We start from the raw sequence: 17,988 nt of genomic DNA on the forward strand, positions 1-17,988 counted from the left end.
GTGCGGGGACTTGAAGTACGTAGCCAGGCTGGTTAATTGGCGCCGACTATTGGCCGAGATTTCGAACTTGGTTCGGAAAGTCGATCAGAAGGTAGATCGCACCACCGTGCTCGTCAATCACTCTGGCGACGCTGTGAGGATTCTTTGCGCACAACCCTCCGTGCTCGTCGCGAGTCACCTAGGCGTCTTGCAACTCGCCTGCTCCTCGTGAAGGTTGTGCAATGCCCTCTCGTTCCACAAGCCGCAAAGTGCTCCGCACCGCCTCGGCCCTCACCCTGGCCGTCACCACCGGACTGACCGCCCTGGTCGCCCTGCCCGCCACCGCCACCGCCGGCGCCGCGGAATCGGTGGCCACCGTGACGAGTGGCCCTGACGGCTCCTTCGTTTACACGGCGGCGCCGGGCCAGACCAACAAGGTGCGGGTCGAGGAGTGGAACGACGGCGGTATGACCCTCGTCCTCATCCACTTCATCGACGACGTGGTCCCGATCGAGGACCCGGGGGACCTCTGCGGCTACCCCGACCCCGCAGACCGCACCAACATCGCCTGCGAGCAGATCATCCCGGACGACACCCAGGGGCACGTGGCACTGACCATGAAACTCGGCGACGGCAACGACACCGTCGCCTTCAACAACCACACCCTTCTGGAGAGATACCCCACCGCGATCGACCTGGGCGCCGGAAAGGACACGTCGACCCAGACCGGCAGCATCGACGGCAACCTGGTCTACGGCGGCCCCGGCGACGACAACATCACCGTGCACGGCAACGGGAGGGCCTGGGGCCAGGACGGCAAGGACACGATCCACGCCGACGGCGAGGGAAGCCGCGTCGACGCGGGCACCGGCAACGACCTCGTCTACGGAGGCGCTGGCCGGCAGACCCTGACCGGCGGCACCGGCAACGACACGGTCCGCGGTGGCACCGGCAACGACCTGATCTACGGCAGCCCGGGCAACGACATTCTGTACGGCAACAGCGGCAACGACACGATCCAGGGCAACAGCGGCAACGACAAGCTGTACGGCGGCCCTGGCAAGGACACCCTCAGCGGCGGCCCCGGCCGCAACGTCGTCCACCAGGACTGACGCCCTCCATTGCCTCCCCCATCACCCACGTCACGCCCATCCCCGGCACCCTTCCGGCCGGGGACGGACCCCGCATCGGAGTACGATGATCCGACCCCCGGCGGAGTACCCGGCGGCGGGTTCCGGAGCTGAGGAGATGCGTGACCGTGGCTGCCCGACGGGTTCCCTCATCGGTCTGGGTCACCGGTCTGACCGTGGGCGCGGTCGCTGTCGTCGCCGTACTGGCCGTCAAGGCCGAGCAGGGTCCGCAGCCCCACGCCACCGCCGCCGCCAGGCCCAGCGCGTCCGCCTCGGCGCAGCCCTCCGCCAAGCCCAGCCAGGCCGCCGAGGTGGCTGTGCCGGACGGGTCGGGGACCGGGCGGCGGGTCGTCTACTCGCTCGGGCAGAAGCGGGTCTGGCTGATCGACGCGAGCGAGCAGACCCGGCGTACGTTCGTGGTGTGGCCGGGCTCGGTGAGCCCGGAGCCGGGGACGTACTCGGTGGGGCAGCGGGACGAGGCCCGCACCGGCTCCGACGGCGTCGCCATCGAGCACGTCATGTTCTTCGCCACCAGCTCCGGGCTCTCGATCGCCTTCTCCAACGCCGTCGACGGCGCCTCACCGCAGCCCGTGTCCGGCGTCCAGACGGGCGGCATCCGCATGTCCAAGGCGGACGGCACCGCCCTGTGGGCCTTCGGGGACACGGGGACCGCGGTGACGGTCGTCAAGTGAGCGGCGCCGCTCCCTAGGACTCCTTCGAATCCTCGTCAGCCGTCCGGGGCGTACCCACCGGCAGATGGATCACCAGCAGCACCACCCCGCTCAGCAGGAACACCCGCGTCGCCGCGTCCAGCCCGTTCCAGTCGTCCGACTGCCACATCGCGAACCACTCGCCGCCGATCGCGATGAATCCGGCGCCGAACAGCAGCATCAGCATCAGCAGGCCGTACGTCGAGACGCGCCGCGCCCGTTCGAGGTCGCGGCGGACCCACAGCCACGTACCGGCGATCAGGACGAGCGCGGCGACCGTCTCCCACGCGATGATCGCCACGTACGCCGTGTCCTGGAGGCCCTTCGACGTGATCGCTCTCCACATCAGGTCGTCGTCCTTGAACGTGGTGTCCATCGCGAGGACATGGCGCACGAACTGCTGGTTCGAGTCGAAGTCGGTGATGTTCCCGAGCGCCACCAGGGCTATGTAGAGCGCGACCGTCGCCGTGAGCAGGGTCGAGGCGAGGGTGAGCGCGGTATGGGGGGAGGCGGTGGTACGGGTGGGGTGGGGGGTACCTGTTGTGGTCATGAGGCAACTCTATGGATCGGCCCGCACGCCGTCTCCCCGTTCCCTCCCCGGTTGACCTCCCGTTCACCGTCCGGGAGTTGGGCCAGACTGGTGCAGCCACCAAGAGGCACCCCAACAGACCCACCCCAACAGACCCACCCCGCCACGAGGAGAGGTACGGATGGCTCAGGCCTCGCGCCCGTCGATGCGGCAGCTGATCGAGCAGCGCAGACGCGCCGGTTTCGTCGGCCGGGGTGCCGAACGGGCCGCGTTCCGGGCCAACTTCGAGCTGCCGCCGGACGACGAACGGCACCGTTTCCGCTTCCATGTGCACGGCAACGCCGGCGTCGGAAAGACCTTCCTCGTACGGGAGTTGGAGCAGCAGGCCAAGGAACGCGGCGCGCTCACCGCGTACGTCGACGAGGGCGTCGGCAGTGTGCCGGAGGCGCTGACGGTGCTGTGCCGTCAATTTGCTGCCCAGGGACGGCGGTTCAAGGAGCTGGAGCGGCTGCTCGCGGCCCACCGGGAGCGGCGGCACGAGGCCGAGTCCGCCGTCGCCAGCCTCGAAAGCCTTGAACCGCAACCCGAAGGGCCCTCCGCCGGGAGTCTCACGGCCGCCCGGATGGGGCTCGTCGGCGCCGGACTCATCCCCGTCGTCGGGCCGTTCGCCGGTGCCCTCGACGCCGACCGGATCGCCCAGGGCGCCGACCGGGTACGCGCCGGGATCGCCGCCCGGCTGCGCAACCAGGACGACGTCCAGCTCGTCCTCGCGCCCGAGCGCGTCCTCACCCCGGTGCTGCTCGCCGAACTGGACGGCATCTGCGCGGCCGTGCCGTGGATCGTCCTGTTCCTCGACACGTACGAGCGCACCGGGCCGTTCCTCGACGGCTGGCTGCACGACATCATGACCACCGACCGCTACGGCGACCTCTCCTTCCCCTCCAACCTCGTCCTCGTCACCGCAGGTCAGCGGCCCTTCGACACCGGACGCTGGGGCGGCTTCGCCGACTTCGTCACCGAGGTGCCGCTCGGGCCGTTCACCGAGGCCGAGGCGCGCGGACTGCTCGCCGACAAGGGCGTGACGGCCGAGCCGGTCGTCGAGGAGGTGCTGCGGCTCACCGGCGGGCTGCCGGTGCTGGTGTCGACCCTCGCCGAGGCCCGCCCCGCAGACCCGGACGATGTCGGTGATCCCAGTGCGACCGCCGTGGGGCGGTTCCTGAAGTGGGAGACCGACCCGGTGCGCCAGGCCGCCGCCCTCGCCTGCGCGCTGCCCCGCCGCCTGGACGCGGACATCTTCCGGGCCGCCCTCCCGGCCCCTGTGCAGCCGGTCGACGAGACCGAACTCGACCTGCTCTTCGGGTGGTTGAGGTCGCTGCCGTTCGTGAGCGAACGGGGAGACCGGATCCAGTACCACGACGTCGTCCGGGCGCCCATGCTCCGACTCCAGCGCCGGCGCTCCCCGCGCCGCTGGGCCGAACAGCACACCGGTCTCGCCGACACCTTCGCCCGCTGGCGCGCCGAGGCCGAAGTACCGCTCCCCGCAGACGAGTTGTGGGCGACCGAGGAGTGGCGGGAGCTACGGCTCGCCGAGTCGTACCACCTGCTGTGCGCGTCCCCGCGCACCGCGCTGCCCGTCGTCCTGCGGGACGTCGTCGACGCCTGCGACCACGGGGAGGTGGTCGCCCGGCGCTGGGCGCACGTGCTGGTCGAGGCGGGCGACGACAACGAGGCACCGGTGGTGGGCCGTTGGGGGCGCGACCTGCTCGCCGCCCTCTCCGTGCCCGCCGCGAACGAGGCCGACGACTCCACTGGGGCCGACGACTCCGACGAGGCGGGCGGGGAAGGGAACGCGCGCAGGCAGGTCGGCGCGAGCGCCTACGGAGCCGACGGAGGCGGATACGGTGGCGACGGCGGAGTGCTCGGCGCACTGGCGCTGCTCCTGAACCGGGGCGGCCTCGACGCCCCCGGCCAGGCCGTCGCGCGCATGCTGCGCGGGCGCGAACTGCGAATGGGCCGGGAGTACGAGAAGGCCCTCGGCGAGTACGAGCAAGCCGTCGCCCTCGACCCGGAGTTGGAGCGCGCCTACTACGGCCGGGGCGTCACCCGCGCCGAACAGCGCGACTACGCCGCCGCCATCGCCGACCTCGACCGGGCCGACGAACTCGCCCCCGACACCGCCCGCGTCCTCTTCGTACGCGGCGACTACCACCGCATCCTCGGCCACCACGAGAAAGCCGTCCGAGACCTGGACCGGGCCGTCGCGCTCGGCCCCGATCTGGCCGGCGCCTGGGCATCCCGAGGCGTCGCCCGGCACGGCACCGGCGACACCGAGCACGCCCTCGCCGACCTCGACCGGGCCCTCGAACTGGACCCCGAGCATGTGTGGGCGCTGGTCCGGCGGGCCAGGGTGCACCGCTCGCGCGGGGACCGGGACGGCCAACTCGCCGATCTGGACCGGGCGGTGGCCCTCGGCCCCGAGCTGGCCTGGGTCGCCTGCGAGCGCGGTGACGCACTCCGGGTCGCCGACCGCGACGCCGACGCCCTCGCCGACTACGACCGCGCCCTCGAACTCGACCCCGCCTACGCGTCGGCGTACGCCAGCCGGGGCGTCTCCCACAGCCGACTCGGCCTCAACGAGGGGGCGTTGGCGGACCTGGACAAGGCGCTGGAGCTCTATCCGTCGTACGCGTGGGCGCTCGTGCAGCGGTCGGTGGTGCACCGTCGGGTCGACGGCTACGAGGCGTCGTACGAAGACGCCGACAGGGCGGTCGAGTTGGAGCCGGCGAGCGCGTGGGCGCTGTGGAACCGGGGCGAGGCGCTGCGCTGTCTCGGCCGGTTCGAGGAGGCGCGCGCCGACCTGGACCGGGCGCTCGCACTCGCCCCGGACAGCGTGTGGGCGATCGGCTGCCGGGGCGCCGTACTGCACGAACTGCGGCTCTACGGCGAGGCGTTGGCGGATCTGGACCGGGCGGTCGCGCTCGATCCGGACGGGGCCTGGCATCTGATGCGCCGGATCATGACCCTGCTGGCGGTGGGCCGCCCCGAGGACGCCCGTACCGACCTCGCCCGCTTCCTGGTGATCGGCGACGACCTGGCCTGGGCGCACCACACCCTCGCGCAGATCCACCTCCTGGACGGGCGCCCGCAGGACGCGGCGGCGGCGCTCGCGGAGGCCGCGCGGCACGGGCTCGCGGAACCGGCCGGTCTTGAGGAGCTGGCCCGCACCCAGCGCAAGGCGGGGGAGTGGGCGGCGGCCCGGGAGACGGCGGACCGGATGCGCGACCTGCACGAGGCCGGCGGCGCCTTCTGTCTGGCCCTCGCGGTCGGCGGGGAGCGGGGCCCCGAGGCCGCCCGCCCGGTCTGGCGCGAGGCACACCGGCTGGCCTCCGGCTGGGACCTGACCGAGGGCGCCTCCGACTTCCTGCACGCGGTGATCGCGGCGGGCCTCGGCGACTGGGCCGACCTGGACGAACGCCTCGCCGGCCTGCTCGCGGGGAGGCGGGAGTGGGCCGACGTGGCATGGCTGGCCGACCTGCTGGACGAGCTGGCGGCGGCACCGGGCGTACCGGCGGCGGACGGCGAGCGGATCGCCGTACGGCTGGAACGGGTCCGTAGGGCGGGGGAGAGGATCAGGAGGCGGTACATGGCGCGGCGGTGACGCAAAAGGTACGTAGCACCGGTGACGTAAAAGGCGTGTAGGGGATCACTCGTGCGCTCTCATGCCCACTCATGTCACATTCCGCATACCAATCAGGCCCCTGAACAGACCGTTCCCGGTCGATTACAGTGCTGAGCTGTCGATCGTACGAACGTGCTGTGAGGGAGGCCCGAGGTGGGCGTGATGACATCCGGGGGCATGACCGGTGCCGCGTCCGGCGCCATCTGGGGCCGCTCGGAACAGCAGGACTTCCGCAGCCGGGTGCGCGGCACCCTGCTCGGCGCGGCCCTCGGCGACGCCCTGGGCACCCCGCTCGACGGGCTCACCCTCGACTCCATCCACGAGGCGTACGGCGCGGAGGGCCTCACCGATCTCGCCTTCACGTACGGCAGACGCGGCGCGATCACCGACCTCACCCAGCTCACGCTCTTCACCCTGGACGGCCTGATCCGCGCCCAGGTGCGCCGCGACACCGGCGCCTGGCACCCGCCGACCGACCTGCACCGCGCCTACCGCCGCTGGGCGGCCACCCAGAGCGACTGGGGCCCCGACGAGCGCCGCAAGGAGGACGGCTGGCTGGCCCACGAGGAGTGGCTGTACGCCCGCCGCGACCCGTCCCTCGCCTGCCTCCTCGGCCTCGGCGACGAGACGATGGGCACCCTGGACGCGCCCAAGAACCCCGGCGAGGCGGGCGCGGAGGCGGCGGCCAGATCGGGCCCGTTCGGGCTCCTGGTCGGCTGGGAGCCGCAGCTCGTCATGCAGCTCGCGGTGGAGTGCGCCGCGCAGACCCACGGCCACCCGATCGGCTACCTGGCGGCGGGCGCGTACGCCGTGATCGTGCACGGTCTGGCGCGCGGCGAGAGCATGGACGCGGCGGTCCAGCGGGCCCTGGCCCTGCTGTCGGCCAGACCAGGCCACCAACCGGTGGCGGAGGCCCTCCAGCGTGCCCTGGGCGCCGTACGCCAGGGCATCCCGACCCCCGCGCGGGTTGACGACCTGGCCGGCGCCGGCACGGCGGAGGGCCTCCTGTCCGTGGCGGTGTACTGCGCGCTCGTCGGCGAGGACGTCCGCCACGGCCTCGCCCTCGCGGTCAACCACAGCGGTCAGTCGGCCGTGACGGGCGCCCTGACCGGCGGCCTGCTGGGCGCCCTGCACGGCGAGACGGCCCTGCCGCCCGCCTGGCTGGCGGAGCTGGAGGGCCGCCCGACGATGCTGGTCCTCGCGGACGACTTCGCGATGGAGATGACCCAGGGGCCGGCGTTGCACGGGCCTGCGGGGTCTTCGCCGGGGTGGCTCGTGCGGTATCCGCGGGCGTGAGGCGGTGAGGGCGCGGGTCAGAAGCGGCAGCGACCGTCGGAGCCGCCGCTCTCGCGAGGGGGGCAGAAACTGTCCGACAAGGCGTTGGCGGCCGTCCGGGCACCGGTCGAGCACGGGTTCGCGGTGGCGGCGCAGCATCGACCGGCTGGGGCTGAGCTCTACGCAGGCTCGCTGCACCGACCCGCGGCGGGGAATGACCAGCCGTGGTGTCCGGCCGGACTCCGGCCGGACACCACGGTGTACGAAGGGCGTTACGACGCTACGACGTTACGTGGGGTCGCCGCCGTTGTTGGTCCAGGCTTGGACGGCCCCGTTCTGGTCGACGACCAGGTAGTCGTCCAGGCCGTCGCCGTTGATGTTGGCGAGTTGCACCGCGCCATCGGCAGGGGTGCCCGACGCGATCCGGCCGATGCCGACCCAGCCTTCCTTGCCGTCCTGGTCACCACCGAGGTTGCGCCAGGCGGTGAGTTCCCCGGAGGTGCCCAGCAGGAGGTAGTCGTCCTGCTTGTCGCAGGTGACATCGGCGAACAGCACCGTGTCGTTGGACGTGCCCACGCCCGAGGCGATCTGGCCGCGCGGGATCCACCCGGCCCGGCCGTCCTGGTCGCCGCCGTCGTTCTCCCACTCCGTCACCTCGTGGTTGCGTCCCACCACGAGGTAGTCGTCGCGGTCGTCGCCGTTGATGTCGGCGAAGACCACGGTGCCCTCGGCCTGGTCGCCGACGCCCGCGGCGATCTGCCCCCGTGAGATCCAGCCGGCCCGGCCGTCCTGGTCGCCGCCGTCGTTCAGCCAGGCGTTCACCTGCCCGTTGGATCCGATGACCAGGTAGTCGTCCCTGCCGTCGCCGTCGATGTCGGCGAAGGTGATGACGTCCGACGGACCCGAACCCGTGTCCGCGGCGATGCGGCCCATCGCGACCCAGCCGGCCTGGCCGTCGTGGTCGCCGCCGGTGTTGCGCCAGGCGTCGACCGAGCCGTCGTCGTTCACCACCAGGTAGTCGTCCTTGCCGTCGCCGTCGATGTCCGCGAAGCGGACCTTGGACCCGGTGTTCGCACCGGTGCCGGACGCGATCTGGCCACGGGAGATCCACTTGCCGCCAGGGGCCGGACAGACATCCCCGCTGGGTTTCCCGGGATCCTCGATCCAGCCGTCGTCATCCGCGATGAGGAGGGCGGTGGCGAACGCGGCGGCCATCTGCGGGCCCTGGCCGGGGATTCCTCGAAGAGGAGACGGGCTGACGAGCTGTGAATGAAGCAGGCGCCGCCATGGAGACGAACCGCCGTTTCGCCGGGGAAGGGACAGTTGTGGATCGTGGCGGAGAGACGTGCTTCATCAGGTGGTCCTCGTGGTGGTGGCTGGTCAGGCCTGGTACGTGCCGTACCCGGGGCAACCCGGGCCGCTCGCACCCGTCGCAGCCTAGGCAGGGGGGCGCGGCACACGCTTGAACCACAGCGTCATCCGTGTGGAATATGAGCGCCACCAGAAAAGTACCGGAGCAATAAGTGCAGGTGAACACCACTGCACACCCCGTTCGTCCGGCACCGGACCGGGGCCGAAAAACGTATGACTAGACTGCGGCGATGTCAGCGACGCCGACTCCGTAGCGCGCGGTATGTCACGGCAGCCGACAGGCTGCAGAAGCACCCCGTCCGCGCATGTGGCGACAGCCCAACGGACAAGACGCCGCACCCCGCGACCTCCATGCGGACAACACCCCGGAAACGTAGTGGCATCGTTCGCACGCCCGACAGCCGTCAAGAACCCACATCCTCACCAGCTTTCCCAGCTTTCAGAGAGGCCCTGACCGATGCCGATAGCGGAACTGAGCGGCGCTGTCCAGTACGTGATGGATCTCTTAGGCATCTTCGCCTTCGCCCTCTCAGGGGCGTTCCTCGCGGTACGCAAGGACTTCGACATCTTCGGGACGGTCATCCTCAGCGAGGCTGCGGGCCTCGGCGGCGGCCTCTTCCGCGACCTGGTGCTCCAGGTCACCCCCGTCGCCTTCACCGATCTCGGCTACTTCTTCACGCCCTGCGCCGCAGCGGCGATCGTGTACTTCGGGCACCGGCTGCGCCACGACGACAAAGCGGACCAGAGCAGGCTGTTCGACATCTCCGACGCGGCGGCGCTCGGACTCTTCAGCGTCACCGGCACGATCAAGGCGCTCGCCCACGGCCTCAACATCCCCGCCGCGGTCACGCTCGGCAGCGCCAGCGCCGTCGGCGGCGGCGTGCTCGCTCATCTCCTCGCCCTCGAACAGCCGATGTTGCTCCGCTGGAACCGTGATCTGTACGCACTGCCCGCCCTCGCAGGCGCGATCTCGGCCGCTCTGCTGTACTCCACCGGACTGCTGAACGTCGGCACCGCCATCGGCACCTCGCTGTTCGCCTTCGGACTACGGCTCCTCGCCCTGCGCTACAACTGGCGAACCCCGCGTGCCCGCTTCTGGCGCAATCCGTTCGCCGGCCTGCGGCAGCAGTTGCCAACGGTGAAACCGGCCGCAGGCTCCGCACCGTCACCGTCACCGTCACCGTCCACAGAAGCAGATACGATCATGCTGCGCTCCCCCGAGGTGGATACGAGCACCGAAGCGGATACAAGCACACTGCCCGCCTCAGCAACCGAAACAGTCAGCTTGCCGCCCATCGACGCGCGGCCGCTCGTCGACCGCGGCGATCGTGTCCTGCCCCCTGCTCAGCCCCCGCGCCCCGGCCGAGACCCGCGGCTCCTCCTCCGTCGGCCCGCGCGAGGAGAGCGGAGGGAACGAGACCAGCCCCCACAGGGTGAGTAGACGGTGTGAGGCATTCGGAATCCACGAATGACAGGCCGCCTGTCAGTGACGAGGATGCGATGTACGACTGGAGTACTTTATGAGTGCCGAGTGCAGGGCAGTCGAGTGGTGCCGAGGCTGTCGACTACCTGATCCAGGCCGGTGCTGCCTTGGTCGAAGTGGATCCTGTCCGTACGCCGCACGGAAGCGGGCCGTAAGGTGATGAACGGCGCTGCGGCGGTGGCTGACGGCTCGCGTGGGGCGTTCTCCCTGGACTCGACCGTCCCCGGCGCCGTACCACGAGGTTACGACGCCTTCCGTGACGAGTGGGAGAACCAGGTAGGCGCTGCCTTCCCGCTGCCCAGCTTCACTCCGGCCACGACCGGCGGCCTCCGGGCCAGGACCCGCGTCGCCAGACTGCACGACGTGGCGATCAGCGATATCCACACCGCGTCCTCCCTCCAGACCGCGACTCCGCTGGGTGACGGTGATGATGATCAGGTGTGGCTGCACGTGGTTCGGCGCGGTGCATGGTTTTTGGGTGGGCTGCCCGATCGCAGCGAACAGACCGTATCGGCCGGGCAGTTCCTCTTACGACACGTCGGGCGACCGTTTCACTTCGAGACGGCGCTGCACACCACGACGGAGCTCCTCGTCCTTCCCTCCGAGCCGCTCGCGCCGCTCCTCGGGAACCGGAGCATCACCGGGTCGGCGGACACCGCTGAAGTGCGCCTCCTGGCGGCCCACGCGAACATGGTCCACGCCACCGTGGCCGACCTGAACCCAGCCGGCGTCCACGCTGCCCACAGCACCCTGATCGAACTGGCCAAAGCGGTGGCCTGGCAGCGCTTCGACGACGCGGAGCCCTTGCTGGCTCCCGCACTCGCCCAGGCAGCGAAAGAGCTCTCCGACCGCCATCTCGCCGATCCCGAGCTCACTCCCACGATGCTGGCGCGCGAACTCAAGGTCTCCGTCCGCACCCTCCAGCGGGCCTTCGCCACATCGGGAGAGTCACCGACCGCCTACATCCGCCTTCGGCGGCTGGAAGAGGCCCGGCGCGCTCTCACCGCGCAGTCCGGTCGGCTGAGCATCTCGGAACTCGCCGTCCACTGGCAGTTCGCGGACACCAGCCACTTCAGCCGGGCCTTCAAGAAGCACTATGGACAGACACCCACCGAGTACGCACGCACGAATGGGCCGGTCTGATTCCGGCAGCCCGGTGATCGCGACCAGATTCGCCGCAGGGCTGCGGTACGCCGTGACCAGGGCGAGCCGGCGGCAGGGTGCCGCATCCAACGAACCCTGGACCACCTGGCCGAGGCTCACGTGGCCGTCGGCGACCTGGCGGAGGCGGCGTCCTGCCGACAGGGGGCGCTGGAACTCCTGGACCGACTGGGGGACACGGACGCGACCCGCGTCCGCGAACGGTTGCGGGGGTGGCGAGGCCGCCGGATGCGTCGCACCCGGCGTAGGCATCCTTTGGCCCGTCCGGCGATTGAGGACGCGGCCCGTTCAGGGCCGTAGCGGGGTCTGGGGCGGCGGCCCCAGGGACGGGACGGGCAGGGGAGGCGGGGGCGAACTCCTCCCGCCCCCGCCTCCACCCCCTCACTCCTTCCGCCACTCCCCGCCCGGCGCCGCATCCGCCGGCTCCGGCACAGGCACCCGAGCCGCCGCACTACCGCTTCCGCTCCCGTCCCCGTCCGTGTTCACGGACTCGATGACCGCCAACCGCTCAGGCGTGTCCTCCGGCCGCAGGAACCCGATCAGGATGTACAGCACCAGCGACACAGCCAGCGGAATCGACACCTGGTACTGGAGCGGCACCCCGCCCTCCACGTTCCAGTTGACCGGGTAGTTCACCAGCCAGAAGGCCAGCAACCCCATCGACCAGCTGCCCAGCGCCGCCGTTGGCCCCGACCGCCGGAACGGCCGCAGCAGCCCCAGCATCATCGGAATCGCCATCGGCCCCATCAGCCCGGCCACCCACTTGATGACGACGGTGATGATGTCCTTGAACGCGGGGGAGTTGACCTGAGTGGCCGCGGCCATGGATAGCCCGAGGAAGACGACCGTGGTCACCCGCGCCGCCACCAGCCCCGACGAATCCGTCCACGCCCGCGCCCGCTTCCAGATCACCGGCGCGCAGTCCCGCGTGAAGACGGCGGCGATAGCGTTCGCGTCGGACGAGCACATGGCCATCGTGTGGGAGAAGAACCCGACGATGACGAGCCCCAACAGGCCGTGCGGAAGCAGCTGTTCGGTCATCAGGGCGTAGGAGTCGGAACCGTCCGGCTTCTGCGACTCCACCAGCAGCGGAGACATCCACATCGGGAAGAACAGCACCAACGGCCAGACCAGCCACAGGGCAGCCGACAGACGGGCCGACCGCTCGGCTTCCCTCGGACTGGACGTCGCCATGTACCGCTGCGCCTGGTTGAGCATGCCGCCGTTGTACTCGAACAGCTTGATGAAGAGGAACGCGAGCAGGAACACCGTGCCGTAGGGGCCCACCAGCGGTTTGCCGTGCCCCTGCAGGGCGGGCTCGTCCCAGACCCCGAAGAACCCTCCGTGGTCGTCGAGTTTCATCACCACGGCCACGAACATCGCTATGCCCGCCAGGAGCTGGATGACGAACTGCCCCAACTCCGTGAGCGCGTCCGCCCACAGCCCGCCGATCGTGCAGTACACGGCGGTGATCGCACCGGTGATGAGGATGCCCTGGTTGAGGGAGATGCCGGTGAAGACGGACAACAGGGTCGCGATCGCGGCCCACTTGGCACCGACGTCCACGATCTTCAGCAGCATCCCGGACCAGGCCAGTGCCTGCTGCGTCTTGAGGTCGTACCGGTTCTTCAGGTACTCCAGCGGGGACGACACATGGAGCCGCGACCGCAACCGGTTGATGCGTGGCGCGAACAGCTTGGAGCCGATCGCGATGCCGAGTGCGATGGGAAAGGACCAGGTGACGAAGGACGTGACGCCGTACGTGTAGGCGATGCCCGCGTAGCCGGTGAACATCACCGCGCTGTAGCCGGACATGTGGTGGGAGATGCCGGACAGCCACCAGGGCATCTTTCCGCCCGCGGTGAAGAAGTCACTGACGTTGTCCACCCGTTTGTGGGACCAGACGCCGATCGCGACCATCACACCGAAGTAAGCGATGAGTACGGTCCAGTCGAGACCGTTCATGTGCTCCCTCCCAGGGGCGTCGAGCAAGTCGAGCGGGGGTGTCGAGCGCCCGCTCATCGTCGATTCGCTGACATGGCAGCGACAACAGCCCGGTGGGTCAAGAGGGAGTAAAAAAGTTCGCGGAACTGACCTCTGTTCATGTCCGTGAATGAATCCGCGAACGGTGAAGAATGGCGGAATTACGGCTACCGCATCAGCTCACCCGCGTTCACCAGCAACGACTGCCCGGTGATGGCCCGAGCCCGGTCCGACGCCAGAAACACCGCCGCGTCCGCGACATCCCCGTCCGTGGCCAGCTCGGGCAACGCCATCCGCTCCACGAGCCGCCCCCGTACCTCCTCCTCCGGCACCCCTTCCCCCCGAGCCGTGAACCGCACGTACGCTTCCACCGGCGGCCCCCACATCCACCCCGGCAGCACGGTGTTGACCCGTATCCGATGCGGCCCGAGTTCCCGCGCCAGTGAGTACATCGCGCTCGTCAGCGCCCCCTTCGAGGCGGCGTACGCGGCCTGCCGCACCTGCGAGGGAGCGGCCACGGCGGACTGCGTACCGATGAACACCACACTCCCGCCCCGCTCCTTGAGGGCCGGCAGACAGGCTCGCGTCATCCGCAGGGTGCCCAGCAGGTTCACCTCCACGACCCGCGCCCAGCTCTCGAAGTCCGCGTCCTCGATCCCCCCGAAGTAGCTGTCCCAGGCGGCGACATGGACGACCCCGTCGATTCGCCCGAACCGCTCGCACGCCAGCCCGGCCAGCGCCCGGCACTGCTCCTCGTCGGTGATGTCGGTCGCCCGGTACGCCGTACGCGTCCCGTCCGGATCCAGCTCGGCGGCGGTCTTCACGAGGTGCGCCTCGGTACGCGCCCCCAGCACGGCGTTCCCCCCGTCCCGCACGACGGCCGCCGCGACCTGCCGCCCGAGCCCGGCACCGACCCCCGAGACCACCACGGTCTTCCCTGTGAGCAGCGACATCGAAGCCCTCCCCGACACTGGCGGATTATCTGACGGAGCGTCAGAGTATGGGCGTCCGAAGGAGGAAGGAAGAGAAAGAAGAGAGCGAGAGGGGAAGGCAATGAGCGAAGAGACCCGCAGTGAGGACACCCGTAGCGAGGACACCCGTAGCGAGGTGTACGCCCAACTCGCGGCCGTGGGCCCGTACGGAGTCCGCCCCGGCCATGCGCTCATCACCATGGTCGAACCGCACCCGGGCCACGAGTACGCGTACAACCGCTGGTACGAAGACGATCATTTCATCTCTGGCGCGATGGCCATGCCCTGGATGTTCTCCGGCCGCCGTTGGGTCGCGACCCGGGATCTCCAACTCCTGCGCTACCCCGAGAAGTCGGCGATAGCGCAGCCGGTTACGGCAGGGTGCTATCTCTCGACCTACTGGATCACGGACGGCCGCTACGCCGACCACATGCGCTGGACCGTGGGCATCAACAAGCGTCTCAACCGCGACGCCCGCGTCTATCACGACCGTACGCACGTCTTCACCGCGTTCCAGGACCACGAGACGACGGTCTACCGGGACGGCGCGGCCGGCCCCCGCGACTTCCACGCGCTGGACCACCCGTACGCGGGGCTGGTGTTGCAGGTCATCGACGCCGAAAGCCCGGCGGCCCGGGCGGAGTTGCTGGAGTGGCTGCATGCCCGTCATCTGCCGAAGCGGCTCGCCGGCTCGCCCGCCGCGATGGTCACCGTCTTCCGGCCGACCCCGCTGCCCGGCGACCGTATGACGTACGTGAAGCAGGTCGAGGGCGTGGACGTACGGCTGACGCTGCTGTGGTTCCTGGAGGCGGATCCACGGGACTGCTGGGAGGCGCATTTCGCGGGGCTGGGGGAGGCGGTCCGCGAATCGGGGCTGGGGCGGGTGGAGTTGGTGGCGCCGTTCGTTCCCACCGTGCCGGGGACGGACCGGTACGTCGACAAGTTGCGATCCTGAGGCAAATGCCGAGCCCCCTCGGCTAGGACGGCGGGCCAGTCGAGAGGGCTCTTCGGTGGTGCTTGTGAAGTTGTTCTACAGGTTCTACTGCTGGTTCTACTACTGGTTCTGCTGCTTGCTCTACTGCTTGTTCTGCTGCTTGTTCTGCTGCGTGGTGATCGTCGTGAGCGGTGTTACTTCACCGATGTCACGAACGAGTTCCACGCATTGGCGGGGAACGAGAGGGTCGGGCCCTCGGTGACCTTCGAGTCGCGGACGGCGAGCGCCGAGACGGTGGGCGACTTGACCTCGACGCACGCGCCGTTGTTGTTGGAGTACGAAGACTTCGTCCACGTGTCCGTGGCGCCCTGAGGAATTGCCATTTCTGCTCCGGTAGTTCAGATGCCGAGTTGCTGTCGCCGCACCACTGCCCCATAGGGGAACGCGGTGCGGTTTGCGCCAACCTTTGGCGATCGTTGGCGTGATCGACGCTACTCGTCGACGCTCACGTTCGGAGCAGTCGTTCACTCGACCGGATGGCATATTCCGGAGAACCTTCCACCTGGCCTTAGCCCGGTGTAGGATCCGGCCGCTTGTGCCGGGTCGGCTCAGCGCGCGTACTCCTTCGCCACATCCTGGATGAGGTGGAGGGAGTCGTCCACGTTCAGCGCCTGGGCCCGCAGATGCTCGTACATCACCGTGTATTTCTGCACCTCATGGGGCTTCTCCAGGTACAGGTCGCTGGTGACGCCCTCGATGTACACCACGCTCGAATCCGCGGCGTCGGCGAACTCCAGGATGGCGTACTGACCGTTGATGCCGGGATGCGCGCCGACCCCGAACGGCAGCACCTGCACGGTGACGTGCGGGAGTTGGGACATCTCTGCGACGTGCTCCAACTGCTCGCACATCACCCGCTTGTCGCCGACGGCCCGGCGCAGGGACGCCTCGTCCAGGACCACCCACAGCCGCAGCGGGTCCGTCTCCGCGGTGATGCGGTCCTGCCGCCGCAGACGGACCTGGACGCGTTTCTCGGTCTCCTCCGACGAACTCTCCGGTGACCCGCCCCGGATGATGGCCTCGGCGTACGGCCGCGTCTGCAACAGGCCCGTGATGATCTGGGGTTCGTAGACCCGCAGCGACTCCGCGTCCGTCTCCAGCCCGATGTACACGCTGTACGGGACATCCCCGAACGCGTGCCACCAGCCCTGCTGCCGCGAGTCCTTGGCCATCTCCATCAGGGAGTCGACCATCCGCTTGTCCTCGACCTCGTACACCCCGCACAGGTCGCGGACGTCACGCTGACTGATGCTGCGCCTGCCGTTCTCGAGCCTGCTGATCTTCGACTGGGAGACCAGCAGCCGCTCGGCGACCTGCTCGGCCGTCATGTTCTTTTCCTCGCGGAGCCTGCGCAACTCCTGGCCCAGCCGGCGTCGCCTGACGGTGGGATTGACGTTGGACGCCATGGGACGTGCACCTCCGGCTGCGTGCCTGTTCGTGGCTTGCCACTTTCCGTATCTGCTGTTGAGCAGACTGCCACCAAGGTGTGTTCTACCGCTGGAAAACTGCGGATATGCGGTGGCCAGTCGGTGGATATGCGTCCGGTACAGGCCAGTTCGGCGGATTCCGCTTGTGCCCCGGCCACTTCCCGGCTTCGGCGGCATCGCGTATATGCCCGATGCCATGTGCCGCCATGTGCCGCCATGTGCCCGCCAGGTGCGTGCCATGTGCCGCCGTGTGCCGAGGAGTTCCTCCCGGCCGTCGCCGGACATGCGGCCGCGCGGGGCGGTGAGGAACGTTTCGGCTGTCCTCTCGGACAACCTTGCGTTCCTCACCGCCCCGCGCGGGCCGGCGGCTCCCGAACCGGTCTTGGGGACTGCGGTGCGGCGCTGTTGAGGTCCTGCGTCCTGCGTCCTGCGTCGTGCGGGGTTGTGCGGTGCCTCGCGGATCGGGCGTTCGCCGTGGGACTGCGGCTCAGTGAGCCACGGCGCGCGCCATGGATCCGCGGTGCTGGTGCGGCTGCATCGGAACGCCGCGAGCGGGTTCCGGTGCGGACCTGGCTCCGGGGGCGGCCTGACGGCCGGCCGGTGCCGGGCTGCGACGCGGCTGGGCCGCGACGCCGTTCTGCACGTCCATGACAGCGTGGGCCACCAGTCCGCCCATGGGGTCGTGCCGGATCAGATCCCGCAGCCGGGAGCGGGACGAACGTCCCTCGTTACCCGGATACAGGTGCTTGCCGAGACCGACCGCATGGGCCAGCGCGGCGAGCGCCGCCGTCCGCGGGTCCGGCGGAACGCCGGTGCGGATGGCAGTGTCCAGTCGGGCTCTGATCTCCCGGCTGATCTCCGTGTCCGTCGCCTGATAGCGAGTCGTCGGAAGCACCCCGCACATCTGTCCCGCCACGGCATGCACCATGCCGCACCGCTCAAGATGCGAGAGGTAGGTCTGACGCAGCCCCAGGCGGGGCCCGCCAATCCAGTTCACTGCGCGTACGGGTGCTCCGCGTCGGCGAAGCAGTTCCAACGCACAGTCCAGTGTTGGATCTCCAGTCGGCCGTGGTACGACCACGGCGATACGATCCCCGTCCGGGGCTATCCGTCCGGCCAGCGCCAGCTCCACTAGCTGTGCTCCGGCCAGACCGAGGTCGAGCGACTGCGGCTGTGCGGTGGTGCCCGTGGCCGGGTCCAACGCCAGCAGAAGAAGCTCTTCCGGAATTGATCTGCGGCTCCTGCCCATCCATGCCTCCCCGCGTGGATGAATGACAGGGTGACCCCTCTCACATT

14 protein-coding genes are annotated in these 17,988 nt (G+C 69.7%); 7 read left to right on the forward strand and 7 right to left on the reverse strand.

Going from position 1 to position 17,988, the window contains the following annotated elements; genetic code table 11:
- Positions 1-248 precede the first annotated feature (248 nt).
- Together LUX31_RS26700 and LUX31_RS26705 are read left to right on the forward strand one after the other, a co-directional pair.
- Complete coding sequence (locus LUX31_RS26700; RefSeq protein ID WP_235477776.1) at positions 249-1,091, forward strand: calcium-binding protein; 843 nt, start codon at positions 249-251, stop codon at positions 1,089-1,091.
- Positions 1,092-1,231: 140 nt separating this feature from the next.
- On the forward strand, positions 1,232-1,801 hold the full coding sequence (locus tag LUX31_RS26705) for a hypothetical protein (protein WP_235477778.1): 570 nt from the start codon (positions 1,232-1,234) through the stop codon (positions 1,799-1,801).
- A gap of 13 nt (positions 1,802-1,814) precedes the next feature.
- Here LUX31_RS26705 and LUX31_RS26710 read toward each other — a convergent pair whose 3' ends face one another.
- Positions 1,815-2,369, reverse strand: a complete 555-nt coding sequence (locus LUX31_RS26710; protein ID WP_235477781.1) for a DUF2165 domain-containing protein — start codon at positions 2,367-2,369, stop codon at positions 1,815-1,817.
- A gap of 160 nt (positions 2,370-2,529) precedes the next feature.
- Here LUX31_RS26710 and LUX31_RS26715 point away from each other — a divergent pair, with 160 nt between their 5' ends.
- Both LUX31_RS26715 and LUX31_RS26720 read left to right on the forward strand, forming a co-directional pair.
- Positions 2,530-6,006, forward strand: a complete 3,477-nt coding sequence (locus tag LUX31_RS26715) for a tetratricopeptide repeat protein (protein ID WP_235477782.1) — start codon at positions 2,530-2,532, stop codon at positions 6,004-6,006.
- A gap of 183 nt (positions 6,007-6,189) precedes the next feature.
- On the forward strand, positions 6,190-7,323 hold the full coding sequence (locus LUX31_RS26720) for an ADP-ribosylglycohydrolase family protein (RefSeq protein ID WP_235477783.1): 1,134 nt from the start codon (positions 6,190-6,192) through the stop codon (positions 7,321-7,323).
- A 267-nt stretch (positions 7,324-7,590) separates the two neighbouring features.
- Here LUX31_RS26720 and LUX31_RS26725 read toward each other — a convergent pair whose 3' ends face one another.
- A complete protein-coding gene (locus LUX31_RS26725) occupies positions 7,591-8,517 on the reverse strand; it encodes an FG-GAP repeat domain-containing protein (RefSeq protein WP_235477784.1) in 927 nt (308 codons plus the stop codon).
- 613 nt (positions 8,518-9,130) lie between these two features.
- Here LUX31_RS26725 and LUX31_RS26730 point away from each other — a divergent pair.
- Together LUX31_RS26730 and LUX31_RS26735 are read left to right on the forward strand one after the other, a co-directional pair.
- Positions 9,131-10,114 (forward strand): trimeric intracellular cation channel family protein, encoded by a 984-nt coding sequence (locus LUX31_RS26730; RefSeq protein ID WP_235477785.1) that lies wholly within the window; start codon positions 9,131-9,133, stop codon positions 10,112-10,114.
- Between the two features lie 201 nt (positions 10,115-10,315).
- Positions 10,316-11,299, forward strand: coding sequence for a helix-turn-helix domain-containing protein (locus tag LUX31_RS26735; RefSeq protein WP_235477795.1), 984 nt, complete (start codon positions 10,316-10,318; stop codon positions 11,297-11,299).
- Between the two features lie 399 nt (positions 11,300-11,698).
- Here LUX31_RS26735 and LUX31_RS26740 read toward each other — a convergent pair whose 3' ends face one another.
- Both LUX31_RS26740 and LUX31_RS26745 read right to left on the reverse strand, forming a co-directional pair.
- Entirely contained in the window at positions 11,699-13,282 is a 1,584-nt protein-coding gene (locus LUX31_RS26740; protein WP_235477796.1) for a sodium:solute symporter family protein, read from the reverse strand.
- Positions 13,283-13,467: 185 nt separating this feature from the next.
- Entirely contained in the window at positions 13,468-14,253 is a 786-nt protein-coding gene (locus LUX31_RS26745; protein ID WP_235477798.1) for an SDR family oxidoreductase, read from the reverse strand.
- Positions 14,254-14,353: 100 nt separating this feature from the next.
- Here LUX31_RS26745 and LUX31_RS26750 point away from each other — a divergent pair, with 100 nt between their 5' ends.
- A complete protein-coding gene (locus LUX31_RS26750; protein ID WP_235477800.1) occupies positions 14,354-15,226 on the forward strand; it encodes a hypothetical protein in 873 nt (290 codons plus the stop codon).
- A 173-nt stretch (positions 15,227-15,399) separates the two neighbouring features.
- Here LUX31_RS26750 and LUX31_RS26755 read toward each other — a convergent pair whose 3' ends face one another.
- The 3 genes from LUX31_RS26755 to LUX31_RS26765 form a co-directional block, all read right to left on the reverse strand.
- Positions 15,400-15,588 (reverse strand): DUF397 domain-containing protein, encoded by a 189-nt coding sequence (locus tag LUX31_RS26755; protein ID WP_235477802.1) that lies wholly within the window; start codon positions 15,586-15,588, stop codon positions 15,400-15,402.
- 225 nt (positions 15,589-15,813) lie between these two features.
- Positions 15,814-16,671, reverse strand: a complete 858-nt coding sequence (locus LUX31_RS26760; protein WP_235477805.1) for a helix-turn-helix domain-containing protein — start codon at positions 16,669-16,671, stop codon at positions 15,814-15,816.
- Positions 16,672-17,179: 508 nt separating this feature from the next.
- Positions 17,180-17,941: a GOLPH3/VPS74 family protein gene (locus LUX31_RS26765; protein WP_235477808.1), complete on the reverse strand. Its 762-nt coding sequence runs from the start codon at positions 17,939-17,941 to the stop codon at positions 17,180-17,182.
- Positions 17,942-17,988 lie beyond the last annotated feature (47 nt).

Source organism: Streptomyces sp. GQFP, assembly GCF_021545335.1.
Classification (GTDB): Bacteria; Actinomycetota; Actinomycetes; order Streptomycetales; family Streptomycetaceae; genus Streptomyces.